The 16,305-nt window shown below is 41.9% G+C and carries 15 protein-coding genes; 9 read left to right on the forward strand and 6 right to left on the reverse strand.

The genetic code is table 11. The annotated features are described in order from the left end of the window. The first annotated feature begins 110 nt into the window (after positions 1–110). The 3 genes from V7O61_RS00400 to V7O61_RS00410 all read left to right on the forward strand — a co-directional run bounded on the left by V7O61_RS00400 (position 111) and on the right by V7O61_RS00410 (position 3,470). Positions 111–1,133, forward strand: coding sequence for an MBL fold metallo-hydrolase (locus tag V7O61_RS00400; RefSeq protein WP_407283077.1), 1,023 nt, complete (start codon positions 111–113; stop codon positions 1,131–1,133). Between the two features lie 88 nt (positions 1,134–1,221). Beyond that, positions 1,222–1,635: a hypothetical protein gene (locus V7O61_RS00405; protein ID WP_407283076.1), complete on the forward strand. Its 414-nt coding sequence runs from the start codon at positions 1,222–1,224 to the stop codon at positions 1,633–1,635. A gap of 62 nt (positions 1,636–1,697) precedes the next feature. Continuing rightward, positions 1,698–3,470, forward strand: coding sequence for a ribosome biogenesis/translation initiation ATPase RLI (locus V7O61_RS00410; protein WP_023845055.1), 1,773 nt, complete (start codon positions 1,698–1,700; stop codon positions 3,468–3,470). 29 nt (positions 3,471–3,499) lie between these two features. Here the strand turns inward: V7O61_RS00410 and V7O61_RS00415 are convergent, their stop codons facing one another. Next, positions 3,500–4,297, reverse strand: coding sequence for an alpha/beta fold hydrolase (locus V7O61_RS00415; RefSeq protein ID WP_407283075.1), 798 nt, complete (start codon positions 4,295–4,297; stop codon positions 3,500–3,502). Between the two features lie 261 nt (positions 4,298–4,558). Here V7O61_RS00415 and V7O61_RS00420 point away from each other — a divergent pair, with 261 nt between their 5' ends. Next, positions 4,559–5,242: an AIM24 family protein gene (locus V7O61_RS00420; RefSeq protein WP_288070091.1), complete on the forward strand. Its 684-nt coding sequence runs from the start codon at positions 4,559–4,561 to the stop codon at positions 5,240–5,242. Positions 5,243–5,304: 62 nt separating this feature from the next. Here the strand turns inward: V7O61_RS00420 and V7O61_RS00425 are convergent, their stop codons facing one another. The 5 genes from V7O61_RS00425 to V7O61_RS00445 form a co-directional block, all read right to left on the reverse strand. Further along, a complete protein-coding gene (locus V7O61_RS00425) occupies positions 5,305–5,580 on the reverse strand; it encodes a hypothetical protein (RefSeq protein WP_023845052.1) in 276 nt (91 codons plus the stop codon). Between the two features lie 80 nt (positions 5,581–5,660). Beyond that, the gene (locus tag V7O61_RS00430) at positions 5,661–6,080 is read right to left on the reverse strand and encodes a hypothetical protein (protein WP_211232186.1); all 420 of its coding nucleotides are present in this window, start codon (positions 6,078–6,080) and stop codon (positions 5,661–5,663) included. A 21-nt stretch (positions 6,081–6,101) separates the two neighbouring features. Further along, positions 6,102–7,928, reverse strand: a complete 1,827-nt coding sequence (locus V7O61_RS00435; protein ID WP_407283074.1) for a hypothetical protein — start codon at positions 7,926–7,928, stop codon at positions 6,102–6,104. 19 nt (positions 7,929–7,947) lie between these two features. Continuing rightward, the gene (locus tag V7O61_RS00440; protein ID WP_407283073.1) at positions 7,948–9,018 is read right to left on the reverse strand and encodes an ABC transporter permease; all 1,071 of its coding nucleotides are present in this window, start codon (positions 9,016–9,018) and stop codon (positions 7,948–7,950) included. Between the two features lie 26 nt (positions 9,019–9,044). Beyond that, positions 9,045–10,859: an ABC transporter gene (locus V7O61_RS00445; protein WP_407283072.1), complete on the reverse strand. Its 1,815-nt coding sequence runs from the start codon at positions 10,857–10,859 to the stop codon at positions 9,045–9,047. Positions 10,860–11,007: 148 nt separating this feature from the next. Here V7O61_RS00445 and V7O61_RS00450 point away from each other — a divergent pair, with 148 nt between their 5' ends. The 5 genes from V7O61_RS00450 (at position 11,008) to V7O61_RS00470 (ending at position 16,299) form a co-directional block, all read left to right on the forward strand. Further along, a complete protein-coding gene (locus V7O61_RS00450; protein WP_407283071.1) occupies positions 11,008–11,817 on the forward strand; it encodes a mechanosensitive ion channel family protein in 810 nt (269 codons plus the stop codon). Positions 11,818–11,902: 85 nt separating this feature from the next. Then, positions 11,903–12,820: an ABC transporter ATP-binding protein gene (locus V7O61_RS00455; RefSeq protein WP_023845046.1), complete on the forward strand. Its 918-nt coding sequence runs from the start codon at positions 11,903–11,905 to the stop codon at positions 12,818–12,820. A 112-nt stretch (positions 12,821–12,932) separates the two neighbouring features. Further along, positions 12,933–13,448: a MarR family winged helix-turn-helix transcriptional regulator gene (locus V7O61_RS00460; protein ID WP_407283070.1), complete on the forward strand. Its 516-nt coding sequence runs from the start codon at positions 12,933–12,935 to the stop codon at positions 13,446–13,448. Continuing rightward, on the forward strand, positions 13,435–14,889 hold the full coding sequence (locus tag V7O61_RS00465) for an MATE family efflux transporter (protein WP_407283069.1): 1,455 nt from the start codon (positions 13,435–13,437) through the stop codon (positions 14,887–14,889). Before V7O61_RS00460 ends, V7O61_RS00465 begins: the two co-directional genes overlap by 14 nt. Before the next feature lie 210 nt (positions 14,890–15,099). After that, complete coding sequence (locus tag V7O61_RS00470) at positions 15,100–16,299, forward strand: adenosylcobinamide amidohydrolase (RefSeq protein ID WP_407283068.1); 1,200 nt, start codon at positions 15,100–15,102, stop codon at positions 16,297–16,299. Positions 16,300–16,305: the final 6 nt, after the last annotated feature.

Here is a 16,305-nt window from a genome sequence, read left to right on the forward strand (position 1 = left end):
TTTTGTTTTTTATTCTTGCTTTTATTCCTGTATTATTCAATTCACAACATCCTGTTTTTATCTGTTTTTGAAAAAGCGTAAATAGCTTAAGCTCATTCCAGTTTCGAGGGATGCAGAAATTGAAAGAACTGGTTGATCTTGGTGTAATGGTTTTCAGGGAGAAGAATTCCCGCGGTTCGTTTAAACCTCATCTTTCTATTAAGTTCAGGTCAACCGAAGGAAAACTTGTAACTTTTTCTATTGATACAACCCGAACTCCTGCCAAATACCAGCAACCTGATGCTTATCTCATCACCCACGCACATTCTGATCATAACGGCAAGTCTGCTATGCTTTCTGACCGTGCAGTCTGCTCTGAAAAGACCGCCCTTGCACTTGAGATACGTCATGATCGCAAGTATGCAGGCAGGACATTCAAAGTCGGGGAAACAATTGAGGTCAGTGGTGTAAAAGTTCACACATTCCCTAATTTCCATACTGTTGGCTCTGTGGCATTCATGTGGGAAAACGAAGTGGGAACCCGCATACTTGTCACAGGCGATGTGAAAGACGCTTCCATGCTTCCTGAATGTGACCTTCTTATTACCGAAGCCAACTACGGTGACCCCGGGGACACAACCTGCTTCTTTGATGATGACCTGGAAGGTTTTGAGAATGCTTTCAGGGACAATCCTTCAATTGCTTTTGGAGCCTATGCATTCGGCAAAGCGCAAAGAGCTGTGGAACTTCTGAGGGGATTTGGTTATGAAGGTGTCATAGAAATGGATGACCAGTCACTTTCCCTTACAAAAACTCTTCTAGAGGATGCCGGGGAACTGGAATATCTCGGCAATTGCTGCGGTGACAGTATAAGTATAGTACCACCTTGGGACCTTGACAAACTCCCATCAAATATCTCCAAATTTGTCATGACAGGGCGCAGTGATTATCGCTATCCTGCAATCCAGATAAGTGATCATCTTGACGCACGCGGGCTTGAAGATATGGTAAAGAACATCGATCCGGAGTTTACGGTTGTCTATCATCCCAACGGCCATCGCCCCGGAAGATTTGCAAAACACCTCGATTCCATCGGTTTTAATGCACTTTCTATTGATAAGATCGAAAATGTACTTAGCAATGAATTTGTATGAAGTTCTCCTTGGCAGGATAAACATTTATATAAGTACTTGATTTTATAGTACCCACACTATCCAAGTTGTACCAGGAGATCAGATCAATTTGTCAAAATCATCCAAGAAAAAGTCATCAGTGGCTAAAAATGAAGTAAAGCCCGCTGATGATGCGCAACCAGCTCCTACTCCTTCCCGCCCCGGTAAGACACAGTTCAAGATGAAAACACCGGAGGAAAAGAAGCAGGCTCATAAGGAGGGAATCATCAAAACGGCAGTTGCCGCTATTTTAGGTATAGTAGCAGGTGCAATTGCCTATATGCAGCTTGGTGTCGGTGATGACCCCACCATTAAATGGTATGTAATAATGATGTTCATAGTCGGTATTTCCTTCTATGTCATGAAATTCTCATTCCCGATATTCAAGATAAAGCCCAAAGAGTTTGGTTTTAAGGACTGGTTCTACGTAGAGTTCATAGTTGTTGACTTCTGTCTTGTAACATGGACATTGCTTCTGAATTGATCTTCTATTTTTTATCTTTTAACACTCTATTTTATTGATAGTTTTATTAACAGGGATCTTACATGCGAATTGCCATATTGAACAAAGACAGGTGTCAGCCAAGACGTTGCAGTCACGAATGTGAAAAATACTGTCCCCGTGTAAGGACGGGTGACGAGACCATCATCTTTGGGGAAGACGGAAAACCAATAATCTCCGAAGAAATGTGCGTAGGTTGTGGAATATGTGTCCACAAATGTCCTTTTGAAGCTATAATGATAATTGGTCTTCCGGAGGCACTCACCGAACCAACCCACAGGTACGGTCCTAATGGCTTTGCCCTATATGGCCTGCCGATTCCACAAATTGGAAAAGTAACAGGTATCCTTGGTCCTAACGGTATCGGTAAAAGTACCGCAGTACAGATCCTTTCCGGTACTCTGGTCCCTAACTTCTCAGAGGATAACAGTAACTGGGAAAAGGTTCTTGAACACTATGCAGGTACAGCTCTTTACGATTATTTCAGTGATGTAGTCGATGGTGACATAAAAGTCTCACAGAAACCACAGTATGTGGATATGATTCCAAAGGCTTTCAAGGGCAAGACAAGTGAACTCCTTGACAAGACCGATGAGCGCGGCAAACTCCCTGAACTCGTTGAACGTCTCAATCTCTCACATGTAATGGACCGTAAAATCACAGAGCTCAGTGGTGGGGAACTCCAGAGAGTTGCCATTGCAGCCTGTGCAGCTAAAGATGCGGATTTCTACTTCTTTGATGAAATAAGTCCATATCTCGATATTTACCAGCGTATTAACACCGCACAGCTCATTCAGGAGATCTCTGAAGACAAGGCGGTTCTTGTTGTAGAGCACGATCTTGCTATACTTGACATGCTTGCCGATGCAGTACACGTTGCATACGGTGAGCCCGGTGGATATGGTGTCATCACCCATCCAAAAGGTGTGCGTATCGCAATCAACCAGTATCTTAAAGGTTTCCTGCCAGAAGAGAACGTGCGTGTAAGACCTGAAGCAATTAAGTTTGAGGTTCACCCTCCAAGAGTTGAAACTGATATAAACACACTTGTAGACTATGATGCATTCTCCAAGAAATACGGTGAAGGCTTTGGACTTTCAACCGATGGCGGTTCACTGAAAGAAGGAGAAGTTCTGGGAATTGTCGGTCCCAACGGTATCGGTAAGTCCACATTTGTCAAGATACTTGCAGGTGAAGTGGAGCCTGATGAAGGTAAACTTGACCTTGACATCAAGATAGCATACAAGCCTCAGTACATCAAAGCTGACAGTCCTATGCAGGTTCGCTATTTCCTGGGCGGTCTTTCCAGTAAATTCAATAGCAGTTATTTCCAGACTGAGATTGCAAAACCACTGAACATTGAAAGACTCTATGAACGCATGCTCACAGAGCTCAGTGGAGGAGAACTCCAGAGGGTTGCTATTGCAGCATGTCTCTGTCAGGATGCTGACATGTACATTCTTGACGAACCAAGTGCTCACCTTGACGTTGAGCAGCGTTCAATGGCAACAAAAGTCATTAAGAGGTTCGCCGAGAACAACAGTAAAACTGCAATGGTTGTTGACCACGATATTTACATGATAGACATGCTCAGTGAGCGTCTCATTGTGTTTGAAGGTGAACCGGCAGTCTACGGTAAGGCTCATGAACCATCCAGCATGCAGGATGGTATGAACAAGTTCCTTGCAAATCTGGATATCACATTCAGACGTGATGAAGATACTTCCCGGCCAAGGGTCAACAAAAAGGACTCAAGGCTTGACAGGGAACAAAAATCCAAGGGAGAATATTACTATCACAACATTGCTGATGAATAATTATTCATCAGTCTTTTTTTGTTTTTTCTTTAACTTTCAAGCTCTTTTTCCAGAACCTTGTAGAACTCACTGGATGCATGCTTTTCAAGCCACGGATAGTGTCCGCAGTTTTCAAGCAGGATGAACCTGAAGTCATCCAGTGTCTTTGAGAGAGGTTCCTTTACACCTTGGTATGGATGCGGGTCATAGTCTCCGTGTATGGCAACTACCGGACAGTGTATGTCTTTTCCCATTTTTAAGAGCTTTTTTGATCTTCTCAGATAATCGGCTTCTTCCCATACCCTTTTATTCAGATCATAGCAGTCATGACAGAATACCGGATTAATCTCCCACATTGATTCCAGTTCAAAAGAATCAGCATCAGAAATCAGTTTTCCAAATTTTGTAAAAGCAATATTTTTATTGCGCGCAGCAGGGTCATTCATGCTTGTACTCAGGTGCAGGTATTCCTGTCTTCCAGTCTCACCAAGCCTTTCAAGTCTGGTGGACATAATCAGTCTGGCATAATGCTCCTCAAATGGCCCGCTGGACACAAGAATTAGCTTTCTGACATAAGCCGGGTAACTTGCAGTGAACATGAAAGCCAGCCATGATCCCCATGAGTGTCCTATAAGGGTCACTGGCAATTTTGCATGTTTTTTCAACATCAATTTAAGTTCATTAATCTGCCCGTCAACACTCATAGCAGTCTGTAAAGGTTCCAGTACACTATGTCTGTCTGAAAGTTGCTCAGCCATGTCAGTTACAGTTCCGGGAGCTCCGGGGCCGCCATGTATAACTGCAATTTTGTATGGTTCTTTGCCATGTTTTATCGGGTTAGAGTACATATTGATTTTACAGTTTAGATATATTTATATGTCATATATTAATATATTATCCGAATGAAAAAGCAAAATTAATCTACCTTAATGTGATTTCTCCAATCTGGATGTGGTATTATAGCGGAAAGTAAATTCTATAACAACATTAACGTTCTTGATAGTGTCGATAAAGGAAATTTCAAAGCAGAGATTATAGAGTATAAATCTCTCACAGGAAGCAAGAACCCTTCACTTGCAAGGCATCTGTACTATATTCAGCAGGCAGGTATGACCCTTAAGCAGGTAAAGGTCACATTAAACAACAGCGGTGTAATCGTGGAGCCTGGAGCTCTTTACTTCCAGAAAGGTAACATCACATGTGATGCTAACATAGGTGGTGTCGGTGGCCTTGCAAAGAAGATGATCAAAAACAAGCTCACAAACGAATCTGCATTCAATCCGCTTTATAAGGGTACTGGAGAGGTATTCCTTGAGCCAAGTTTCAGTCATTTCATCGTGGTAAGTCTTGACAATGGTTCTATAATCGTGGACAAGGGCATTTTCTACTGCGCTGAATCAAGCCTTGAAGTAGGGGTAGCTTCCCAGAAGAATATCTCAGCAGGTCTCTTTGGTGGCGAAGGATGGTTCCAGACAAAGATTAGCGGAACAGGTACATGCATACTTGAAAGCCCGGTTCCTATGACTGAGATCCTGAAATATAATCTTGACAACGAACGTCTCCAGGTTGACGGAAACTTTGCCCTTCTAAGATCTGATTCAGTGAAATTCAGTGTTGAAAGATCAGGCAAAGGAATTGCAGGAAAGCTTACATCAGGCGAAGGTCTCCTCCAGACTTTTGAAGGAACAGGAACAGTTTGGCTTGCACCAACACAGCCGGTTTACGGTTCTATCGGAGCAAGCGGTGTTTCATCACTTGCAGCAGCACCATATAACAGAAATAATCCTGCATAAGAGGGGCATATAGCTCTTCTTTTTTTGCTCTTTTTTAGTTACGTCTTTTTGTCTTCACTTTTCTATTCATCTTTATTGATGCCTTTACTGAAACTTCTGGCATAGCTATAAGCCTGGTATATGTTGTAGATCCAGAATACAATGAAAATAAAGAACGTTATTACGAAATAAAATGTGATTATGAGTATGAAGGCAAGGACAAAATAAAAAGCTCCTCTGTTAAAGTCTCCATTATACATCTGTCCCAGTCCGGGATATATGGCAGAATAAAGTCCTGCTCTCCATGCTTGTGGTTTAAACTCTTCAGTGGCAGTTGCTATTTCATTATTGCTTTCCATTAGTTCTTCGGCACCCAGGAATATCCCTCACATAATTATGTGTAAAAAGATGTGCTATTTGCATAACACTTTTGCGCAGATTATTTCTTGCGGTTAAGGATTCCTCTGACTTTCCCAACAAAATCATACAAGCCTTTATCCAGGGTTGAGGAAACTCCGGCTTTCATAGAACCATCGGAATTTTTCTTCATCCTCATGCCCTTTCCAAGATACCATGTCAGGAATTCTGTGTACAGGATGACACCTATGAGTGTTGACCATATCATGAGCAATATGTGGAAATTATTCACCGGTACAAGTCCGTTTGCAAGTGACATCTGCTGGATGGAAAGAAAAGCTATTGATATGTCAGGAATAACAAGTATGAATGCAAGCGGGATTATCAGTAAAATAATAAGTGCAAGTCGTGATGACATATTTATCAGGACAAAGAGCACTACAATGGCGAACAGGGCAAAAAGCATCGAAGATCCTATAAACGCTGCAATATTCATACTCAATTCCTGATTAATATTTTTACTTTACTTATATACTCTGGATATAAATAAATATGCAAAAGTCGGTACGATTGCAATAACAGTGAAAAGTGTTGCAAAAGATGAAACAAGGAACTTCATGATTTCAACACTTGTAATATCTGGGTCTGCAACTGTTGTATCACTGGAGTATGCTGATGAGGCATCAACCTGATTGTAAGTCTCTTCGTAGCTTTCCTCTTCTACCTCCGCGGGTATGTCATCAATGAAAAGGAAAAGTTCATCTGAGACCACATTATCCTTCTTATCATTTTCATCCGTAATACTAAGTTCAGTTTCAGGCAGGTAGTATTCCCCGGCTCTTTCAGCCTTTACAGTATATGTGAACTCTTTTACGTCGCCGGCTGCCAGTGTTCCATGCCACTGCCTTTCTCCTACGACATAAGTGAGTTCATCCGGCATATCTTCCCTGAAAGAGATATCGATATCCTTGTCCCCGTCATTTGTGACTTTGAGAATAACATCAATAGTTTCTCCTACAACCATGTAGCTGGAAGTGATTTCTTTCTGTAACATAACTTTTGAACCGCTGACATGGAATGTTCCTTCTATAGGGTTAGACTGCATGCTGTAAGTTTCACCGCTATCTTTCCATACAACAGTGGCTGGCTCAAAAGTAAAATCTCCCGGTTCGGTTGAGGATGCAAAATAGCCAATACTCTTTGTTTCTCCTGCATTAAGTGCCATTGACCATTCAGTGCTTTCAATATCATTTGGTATGAATTCAGGTGGCAAAATATCGGTGACTGTAACTGCAGTCTGGAAATTTGCTTTATTGGCAACTGTAATGTTTATCTGGAAATACTGTTCAGTTCCAAATTCCGGATCTTCTGATATTTTTTCTTTGGAAATGACTTCCTTTTCAATGGAAATATACGAATTTACAGTTGCCTCTGTGTCTTTCTCATTGTTGTATTCATTTCCCCTGTAATCGTAACCTTCCACACTGGTAGTGATTGTGATATTCCTGGTAACAGGTTCAACATCAGGCTTTACACGTATCTGGAATTTTTTCTTCTTCCCTGGTTCAAGTATTGAGTGCTGCTGTGTTACAAGCTCAACTTTTCCATCGTCACATTCAGTTGTGAGTATGATTCCGTGTAGCGGTATTGATCCGTTATTAGTGATCACAAGTTCATATTCCACATAATCATCCGGCTCATAACTTTCCTGAATATTACCTGCATCGATCTGGATCTGAGGTTCGCCAGGTTTGAGTGTTTCGATGAAGACTTCCTGTGTGTTCTTGTTGACGTACACAATATTAATCATGAAATCTTCTGAGAACTTTTCATAAGCGCCACTTGTGTATGTTCTCTCGTACTCTTCCCCGTCAAGGTTGACAACTACTTCTGCTACTCCTTCATTAATCCCATTTAGTGTAATGCGGTAGTCGTTTCCTGTCAGGGAATCTCCTGTCTTAAATGCAGTCTTTGGAATATCAGTGACCCACACAAGCTCCGATTTATGTTTGTAAATTTCCAGGGAAACTTTAGAATTTTCAATGGATGCGACATTGATCTTTAACTCTCCGTCATAGATGTATTCATTATTGACTCCTGAATCCACTTCAAAAGATTCCATAAAAACGGAGTTACTGTATATTAACAGAGTTGCAGTTGTTATATTATCACTATCTAACCCGTTTACTTTCACTGTGAAGCCTTCAAGGTATGCCCTTTCTCCTACTCCAAGTTCATACGAACCCTGGAAGATCCATATGTCTTCCTCTTTAATTGCAGTTGAATCTACGGGATTTATGAATGCTATCAGGATTATGGTAAGTAATAGCAGCTTGATCAGTCGCATCATTATCTTCCGTTCATATTTTTCAAATGTTACGTGGGTCTTTTTTGATTACAAACATTGTTGCCATGTAGAGCAGCAGTGCCAGAACAAGATAAAGGCCGGTCCATGTCCAGCTTTCAATTACAGGAATGCTATTGATAGAAAGCCTTGTTACAAGGTTAAGCGGGGAATTTGTGAACAGGTACGACGACATGAACAGGAATATCAACACAAGTGAGTACAGCAGCTGTGCTACTCCCCTGTCTTTGAAGAACACTGCAATTATTGTACTTGAGAATACCAGCACTCCTGCTATCAGAGTGACTACCAGCAAAATCTGGAGTGAATTATCTATGGATATTCTGTTCATAGAAAGGAGCAGCATCCATACAAATGATTGTACCGGTACTACAAGAATGGCGAGTATGGCTTTGCCGCTTATTATTTCAAGCAAAGATGCCGGAGATGCAAGAAGCAGGTCCATTGTTTTGCGTTCATATTCTTCAGTAATAAAATCAATTACAAGGCCGCCAGAAATGAATGCAGGTGTGAACACCAGCAGTGGCAGCAGTGCCACATAAACGAATTCAAAGAATGTTGAGGAAGCACGTACTCCTCTCTTTATGATGTTGAAATCTATGGGTGAATATCCCGGAAGTCTCTGTGTCCTGACATCCCTGACACCCTGTTCGTATTGTTCCAGTGATTCCTTCAGCTGGAGAGATATGACAGTGGCTTTAATTTCTGATTTTGGCAGGTATATATCAACATTGAGAAGGTCTGTGCCTTCGGCTGTTCCAATAGGCGTCACTATGATTGCATCTATTTTCCGGTCAAAGAAGTCTCCGTAGGCTGGAATGAAATCGTCATATAGGTAAGTTTGCACATTGTTTTCAATCAGTATCTGGTAAAGTTCATCATCTGCGGTTCCGACAACTCCTATGTTCACTCCTTCAAAGTCAACATTTCCAAGTGCTGTTGGGTCATAGAATGATGTCAGGCCTATGACGAGGAATGTTGAGAACGATGCTATGAAAAGCTGGATTATAATAGCAAGTATGAAAGTTTTCTCTGTAAGAAGGTCTTTGAATTCCTTCTTTGCAACAGTTTTCATTTTCCTGCATGAATTCCCTGCTCCGCTCAGAATAACAGCCCCCTGAGAATTGTCATGTTATATATGGTATGGAATATTGTTGCTGCTACGACTGCATATTTGTAGGCATCCGGGCCTTTCCAGTACATTACCAGTGAGCTGATAATTATGGTTGTTATATGCAGGAGAAGTGGTATCAACAGTAATGCACCCATTGTCATTACCGTTCCGAACGCTGAACTTGCAATAGGTGCAAGTGTAAGGACTGCAACAGCTTTTTCTCCCACAAAGAATCCCGCACCTGCAAGTACTGAAAGCTTAACAGCATTTTTGAATGTAATCTCGCTTATCTTTCTCTTGAAAAGTGTATAAATTCCAATGGATTTGACTATCTCTTCAGCCAGTGCTGACAGGATTATCATTGCAATTATTGAATACGGAACCGGCAGGTTGAAGAGCATGACAATGAGCATGAGCTGTGTCATATATACTACCGGGATGAAGATTATGCTGAGGAAAAATACAGAACCGTAACGGTATGTAAGGAACATCTCAAAGCAGTCTATTATCTTTGACCCGATTGATTTCTGGGTGAACAGATCCTCTTCCCTGAAAATTGAAGTTCCAAATGCATACACTGCTCCTGCCACAAGGTAGAACGGTAATGTTGAGAACAGGTATGTATTCATGGGTACTGCTTCTCCCTCTATGAGCCTGACTATTAGGGTAATAGGGGAAATGGAACTAATTGCGTGAATGTTTGCAAACATTGCCGGGAAGAACAGGTAACCTGAGATTACGACTGAAAGGAAAACGCTTGCAAAAGTAAGTTCCTTGAAACTTCTTGAAAGGATTGCACTGTAAAATGAGAGTGCAAAGAAGAGTAGTATTACCGGAAGTATTGCAGCCAGTATCAGAACAACTCTTTCCAGATCTGCAAGTGTTGATGGCACTCCGATTATGTAAAGAGTTATAGCTGCCTGTATTGCCATTGTTATTACAAGGTATGGAACTGTCTTGCCAATAACAACATCCCTGCTTCTTAGCGGTGCTATAAGTATGAGTTCACCCTTGCGGTTGGTACGTTCATCCATCAGGCTTGTAGAATAAAATTGTGAAACGAAATATATCGGGAATATGAACAGGAATGCATAAAGTATTGCTGTAAAAGGTACAGGCGGATTGAAATTTGATGGTGTTGAGAGGGTCTGCTTCTCAAAGAATGTCTTTCCTTCCATGGCATCCAGTGCTTCGATGTCTTCGGGAGATATTGTTGATGAACCTGTTCTTACACGTCCGCTGCCACTACCGCTTGCAGCTTCACGACCACCAGGGATGTTGTCAAGCGCTGCTGTTCTATTGTAACCTCTGTTGAGTTCATCCAGCGTATCTGTGGATCCTGCAAGCTGGAAGTCCTGCGGCCTTTCAAGGTCATGGACTGTGACCCAGACCGGGTGACTGTTGTTTATATCATTGTATGATGTGAGCACAAGTTCCCTGTATTCTATGAATGTGTTTTCCAGTGCATCACCCGCAGATGCAGCTTTTCTTGTGTCGCTGAGGTAGACATTATTTCCTATAATTGCCATGTCGGCTCCGTATTCATAATAAACGGCAGCCTCAAACCTGTCTACAAGCATGTAGTCAAAGCGCTGGTCTGTCTGGATAATTGGTTGCACCTCTGGCTGCGAAAAAGCTACAAGGTATATTTTCTGGTTCATGCTCATCCCGGTTTGTGATGCGGCGTAGGATGCCACTATTACGAGTATGAGTGATATTACGAGCATGATTATTGAGCGCGTATCAAATTTGAGCTTTGAACGCATCAACTCCCATTTTGCGATAGTTAACCAGCCAGGCATAGTAATTATTTTATTAGTAATCTATTATATTAATATCTATTTCATAAAAATCCCATGTATATAAATTAAAAAGAGTTATATGTCCTGAAGCACCCAGTATTTAACAACAAGTCTTTCAAATTTCTATTATTTAGTGGAGTTGTGATAAATGGCAGATATTTTATCTCAGACAATTCCTTATACAGATATCACAGTAGCAAGTATTGTATTTGCTCTTGTGGTGCTTGTTGCCGGAATTGTTATTGCGGGAGTGCTTTCAGGTACGTTCCGCAAAGGATTGAAAAAGACAAAACTTCCGGAACTGATAATTGAATTCCTTGTGCGTTTCCTGCGCGCCCTGCTATATGTGGGTGTGTTACTGGCAGTAGTCAGCGCACTTGGAGTTGACATAAGTTCAGTCGTAGTCGGACTTTCAGCAGTTATTGGCTTAGTTCTTGGATTTGGTATGCAGGATTCTCTTAACAACCTGGCTGCAGGTATATGGATTGCTTCCCTCAGGCCGCTTGATAAAGGAGACTATGTTACAGTTAATGGCATGTCTGGTACAGTACATGCAGTGGGAATAATGGCAACAGAACTTCTCACACCTGATAACCAGTTCATAACCTTGCCTAACAAACTTGTGTGGGGAAGCCCTATTGTGAATGCAACCCGTATGCCCACCAGAAGAGTGGCTGTTGATGTGGGTGTAGGTTATTCCACAGATGTTCCTAAGGCAGTTGCAATTGCCATGGATGTTATTAAAAGAGATTCCCGTGTTCTGGCAGACCCGGCACCTGCAGTTATAACCACAGAACTTGCAGATTCATCAGTGAATCTACAACTTCGTGCATGGGTTAACACATCAGACTTCTGGGGTGTAAAGAACGACCTTACAATAGCTATTCATGCAGAATTCGGTGCACAGGATATTGAGATTCCATTCCCTCAACTGGATGTGCACATGTATAAGAACTAAGGTCTTATTGGCATAGTTGTTATCCAACTATGCTTCGTTTTATTTTATAATTGAATTTATATATAGGTAGTTTCATAGTCTATGTGTGGAACCTTCTATCATTGAAGTTAAAGGACTTCGCAAGGAATATGGCGATTTTGTAGCCGTTGATAACCTTTCTTTCTCAGTGGGAAAAGGGCAGATTTTCGGAATAGTCGGACCAAACGGTGCCGGTAAAACTACCACTCTGAAAATGCTCAGCAGTCTAATCAGGCCCACATCCGGTTCTATCCATATGAAAGATCTGGATATATCCGCAGATGCAGTTGAAATTAAGTCTTTCCTCGGTTTTCTTCCGGAAGAGTCTCCTCTTTATGAGGGCATGGAAGTAGACGATTATCTCATGTACTTTGCAGAGCTTTACTGTGTTCCCAAGGACCTTGCTAAGAAAAGGATACGTGAACTTCTTTTTGATCTTGCTCTCAACCCGGATGGCAAGAAAATAGGTGATCTTTCAAAAGGTATGAAACGAAAAGTTGCTATTGCGCGCTCACTAATCAATGACCCTGATGTCCTTATCTATGATGAACCTGCATCAGGTCTTGACCCAATGACTTCCAGGTACATCACGGATTATGTGCGTTCCCTGAAGCAATCAGGTAAGACCATTATATTCAGTGCTCATAACCTGTATCAGGTGGAAAGCCTTTGTGACAGGATACTGATTTTAAAAGGCGGAAAGCTTGTAACACTTGGCACTGCCGAAGAGATCAGGAAAGAGTATGGTAAGATCCAGTATCGTCTTGAGTTTAAGGTCGATGATATTGCAGACTATACTATCTCTGAAGTTGTCAAGGAAGTTGATGAAAGTTATGTGGTAATCACAAACGATATCAATGTAGTCAACAAGACAACTAAATGGGTTGCTTCAAAAGGCGGGGATATTGTTGAAATGCGTACCATAGTCCCGTCACTGGAAGAGATTTTCCTTGAGCTCATGGGCGTTGAGCTTTTTGTTGATTAATGTTCTTTCATTTTTTATTCTGTTTTTCTCATAGTATATGCTTTTATAGGTTACTTGCATATGCAACAATTGCGTTTGCAATAATTGCGATAGCAACATTATGGTGACCTTAATGACTTCTAGCCTTATATCTTCCGAATTGAACGATAAATCTGATTCCTGCACGTGCATAGGAAAAAACGAATGCATAGGCCGCGATATTTCTCACCTGTTCAGGTCTATCAATATCTATCTTTCAAATGCCCTGGAACCTTATGGACTGGGAAGCGGACAATTTCCATTTTTCATGCGCCTGCTTCATCATGATGGTGTCAGTCAGGAATCGCTTGCCAATATGTTGCGATACGACAGGGCTACGATAACCCGTTCTCTGAACAAACTTGAGGATCAGGGTTACGTGATAAGAAAACGCGACCCAAATGACAAACGCGCCTACTGTGTCTACCTTACAGAAAAAGGTCGCAAGATGGGTCCGATCCTGATGGAGGTTGGTGTAAATCTTAATGATGTGCTGCTTCGCGGCTTGAAAGATGATGAAAAAGCTATGTTCATATCACTTGTCGAAAAGGCAGCAATGAACATTGCTTCGGAAAATGAAATAAAGAAGGCTTCAAATGACTGTAAATAATTGTGTTGATGGTCCTGAACCAAAAGCAGGACTTGGTGAAACTACTCCCGGCATGAAGGCCATGCTTGGTGATCCTAAAAAAGCAATGCTCAAACTGGCATTGCCAATCATGCTTGGGATGTCAATCCAGACACTTTATAATTTAGTGGACACATTCTGGGTTTCAGGTCTTGGAGCTGATGCCCTGGCAGCCGTAGGTTTTGTTTTCCCGTTTTTCTTTGTGATAATTGCATTGTCAAACGGTCTCGGTGTTGGTGCAGGTTCGGCAATTTCCCGCAGACTTGGTTCAAGGGATAAATGCGGGGCTGATAATGTTGCAGTTCACACAATGATATTGATGCTGATTCTTTCAGCTCTTTTTACAATTCCCCTGTACACTTTTGCTGAACCTATATTCGTTCTCATAGGTGCAGGCAAGACAGCACCAATGGCCAGTTTGTATGGAAAGATCATCTTTGGAGGAAGTATTCTCCTTTTCTTCACCAACGTTGCAAATGCTATCCTGCGAAGTGAAGGTGATACTAAAAGAGCTATGTATGCCATGATATTCGGTTCTGTATTGAACATCATACTTGATCCGATATTCATTTATACTCTGGATTTTGGTGTTTCAGGCGCAGCATGGGCAACAGTAATCTCAATGGGTGTTACCGCAGTTATAATGGTTAACTGGCTGTTTTTCAGGAAGGACACATACATCACATTTGATTTCAAGGATTTCCACTTTGAAAAAGGAATTCTCATGGATATTTTCCGTGTCGGAGTTCCTGCGTCGGTGCAGCAGACCTCAATGGCTCTTATGATGCTTGTAATGAATGTTATCATAATCGCTGTAAGTGATACTGATGGTGTGGCTGTCTACACTGTGGGATGGCGTGTTGTTACCATTGCAATCGCCCCTCTTATAGGAATAGCCACAGCAGTTGTGACGCTAGCCGGTTTTTCATATGGTGAAGGTTCCTATGATAAAGTTTCTTTCACGCACATATATTCCATGAAAGTGGGTCTTGTAGTGGAAACAGTGATAGCTGTCTTTACTTATGTGTTAGCTCCCCAGATTGCATGGGTGTTCACACAATCAGAAAGTGCATCACATATCACAAATGACCTTACTTTATTTTTGAGGATCATCTGCATATTCTACCCGACTGTCTCTCTTGGTTTACTTTCATCCTCTCTGTTCCAGGGCGTTGGCAAAGGCATGAATGCGCTCTTTGCGTCCATTTTACGTGCTCTTATATTCGTTCCCCTGTTTGCAGTTATTTTTGCATTCAGTCTGGACATGGGACTTATTGGTGTATGGTGGGGAATGGTAACAGGAAACATTCTGGGTTCGTTGTTTATCTTCGCATGGGCAAGGTTCTATGTTTCAAAGCTTTTGAAATCAGGAAATGCAAATGTTGCATCTGCATCACATGATCGTGAGGAAACGAGGGCATAACTCCAGCTCCGTTCCGTTTGAAAAGATATTTAAAACACTCAGTGATATATTCATTAATGTCCTGTGCAACCAAATCCTCCGTGTAACCGGATTTAGTCGCAGGGCAGATCATGTGTATTTACATATGCTGGTGGTAAGCTGTGCAATCAGGTCCAAGCTGCCCCTCTATTACACTTGTTGTCAATTTTATTATATCCTGGAGAATATTCCATGACTTCCAGAACCACAAACGGGGCGGATGCAGGTACAAGTCCTGCAAAAGACAGCAGGAGTGCGGAAAGGAAAAGCACTCTTCTTTTTGAGACCACGAGTAAGGAAAAAGTTTACAGATTCAGCGATTCCATTCTTGTTAGCTTGCCAAAAGGTCGCAAAACACTTACAACTTCATGGCTAAACGGTGGATATCGTGAAGATGTCAGGGCAGTTTTCAATCACATGATTCCAAAAGGAAAGCATGCACCAAAAGAACTTGAAGGGGGTAGTGTTCCTGCTTATCTTCGTATTATTGCAGAAAGAATCGGGACTGACCCCGATACTTCTTCCGGGTTGTTGACAGCTGCCAACATGGACAACGTTGCAATAGTTACGAAATCTTTCCGCGGAGTTGAAGTTACTGCTATAATGACTGCCGGTATTGAAGTCAATGGAGGGCGTGCCGGTGATCCAGCATCTTATTATCAGGAAGGGGGTTCACATCAGTTTATTCAGGGTACAATTAATCTTATTCTTGTCATTGGTGCCGATATGCCGGAATATGCGATGACAAGGTCAATCATAACTGCAAGTGAGGCAAAGGCTGCTGCCCTGCAGCAACTCATGGCACCAAGCCGCTATTCAAATTCTATTGCCACAGGTTCCGGAACTGATATGATTGCAGTAGTTTGTGACGGAACAAGCTCTTTAACTCTGACAGATGCTGGGCAGCATTCCAAACTTGGGGAACTTATTGGCAAGGCTGTCATTGAATGTACTCACAAAGCACTTGAACTTCAATCTGATCTGAGTCCTCTTTCCCAGAGGGATATGCTTGTAAGGCTTGAACGTTTCGGAATATCAGAAGCTGATTACTGGAAAGTTGCCTCAGGACTTAATGGTGCTAACCGCAAAGCAGCTTTCCTGAAAGTTCTCAGGGAGATGTCCAAAAATCCGGTACTTGTAGGGGCAACCGGTACGATACTGCATATTGTTGACGAGATTTCATGGGGTCTTATTCCGGAAACTGCCGGCAGGAGAGTTGCGGTTTCTGTGATGAAATCTCTTCCCGGAATGCTTGGAATGGATGACTTCGTTCCATTTGATGAATTGACTGATGAAAAGGATCTGATTGTAGACAACTGGGTCCGTGTTACTGCATGGATGGCAAAAAACTGTGACCACAAAGGTTTGTGTTTACAGGTGCCGCAGGATTAGGTGATT

Source organism: Methanolobus sp. WCC1 (assembly GCF_045690315.1).
GTDB lineage: Archaea > Halobacteriota > Methanosarcinia > Methanosarcinales > Methanosarcinaceae > Methanolobus > Methanolobus tindarius.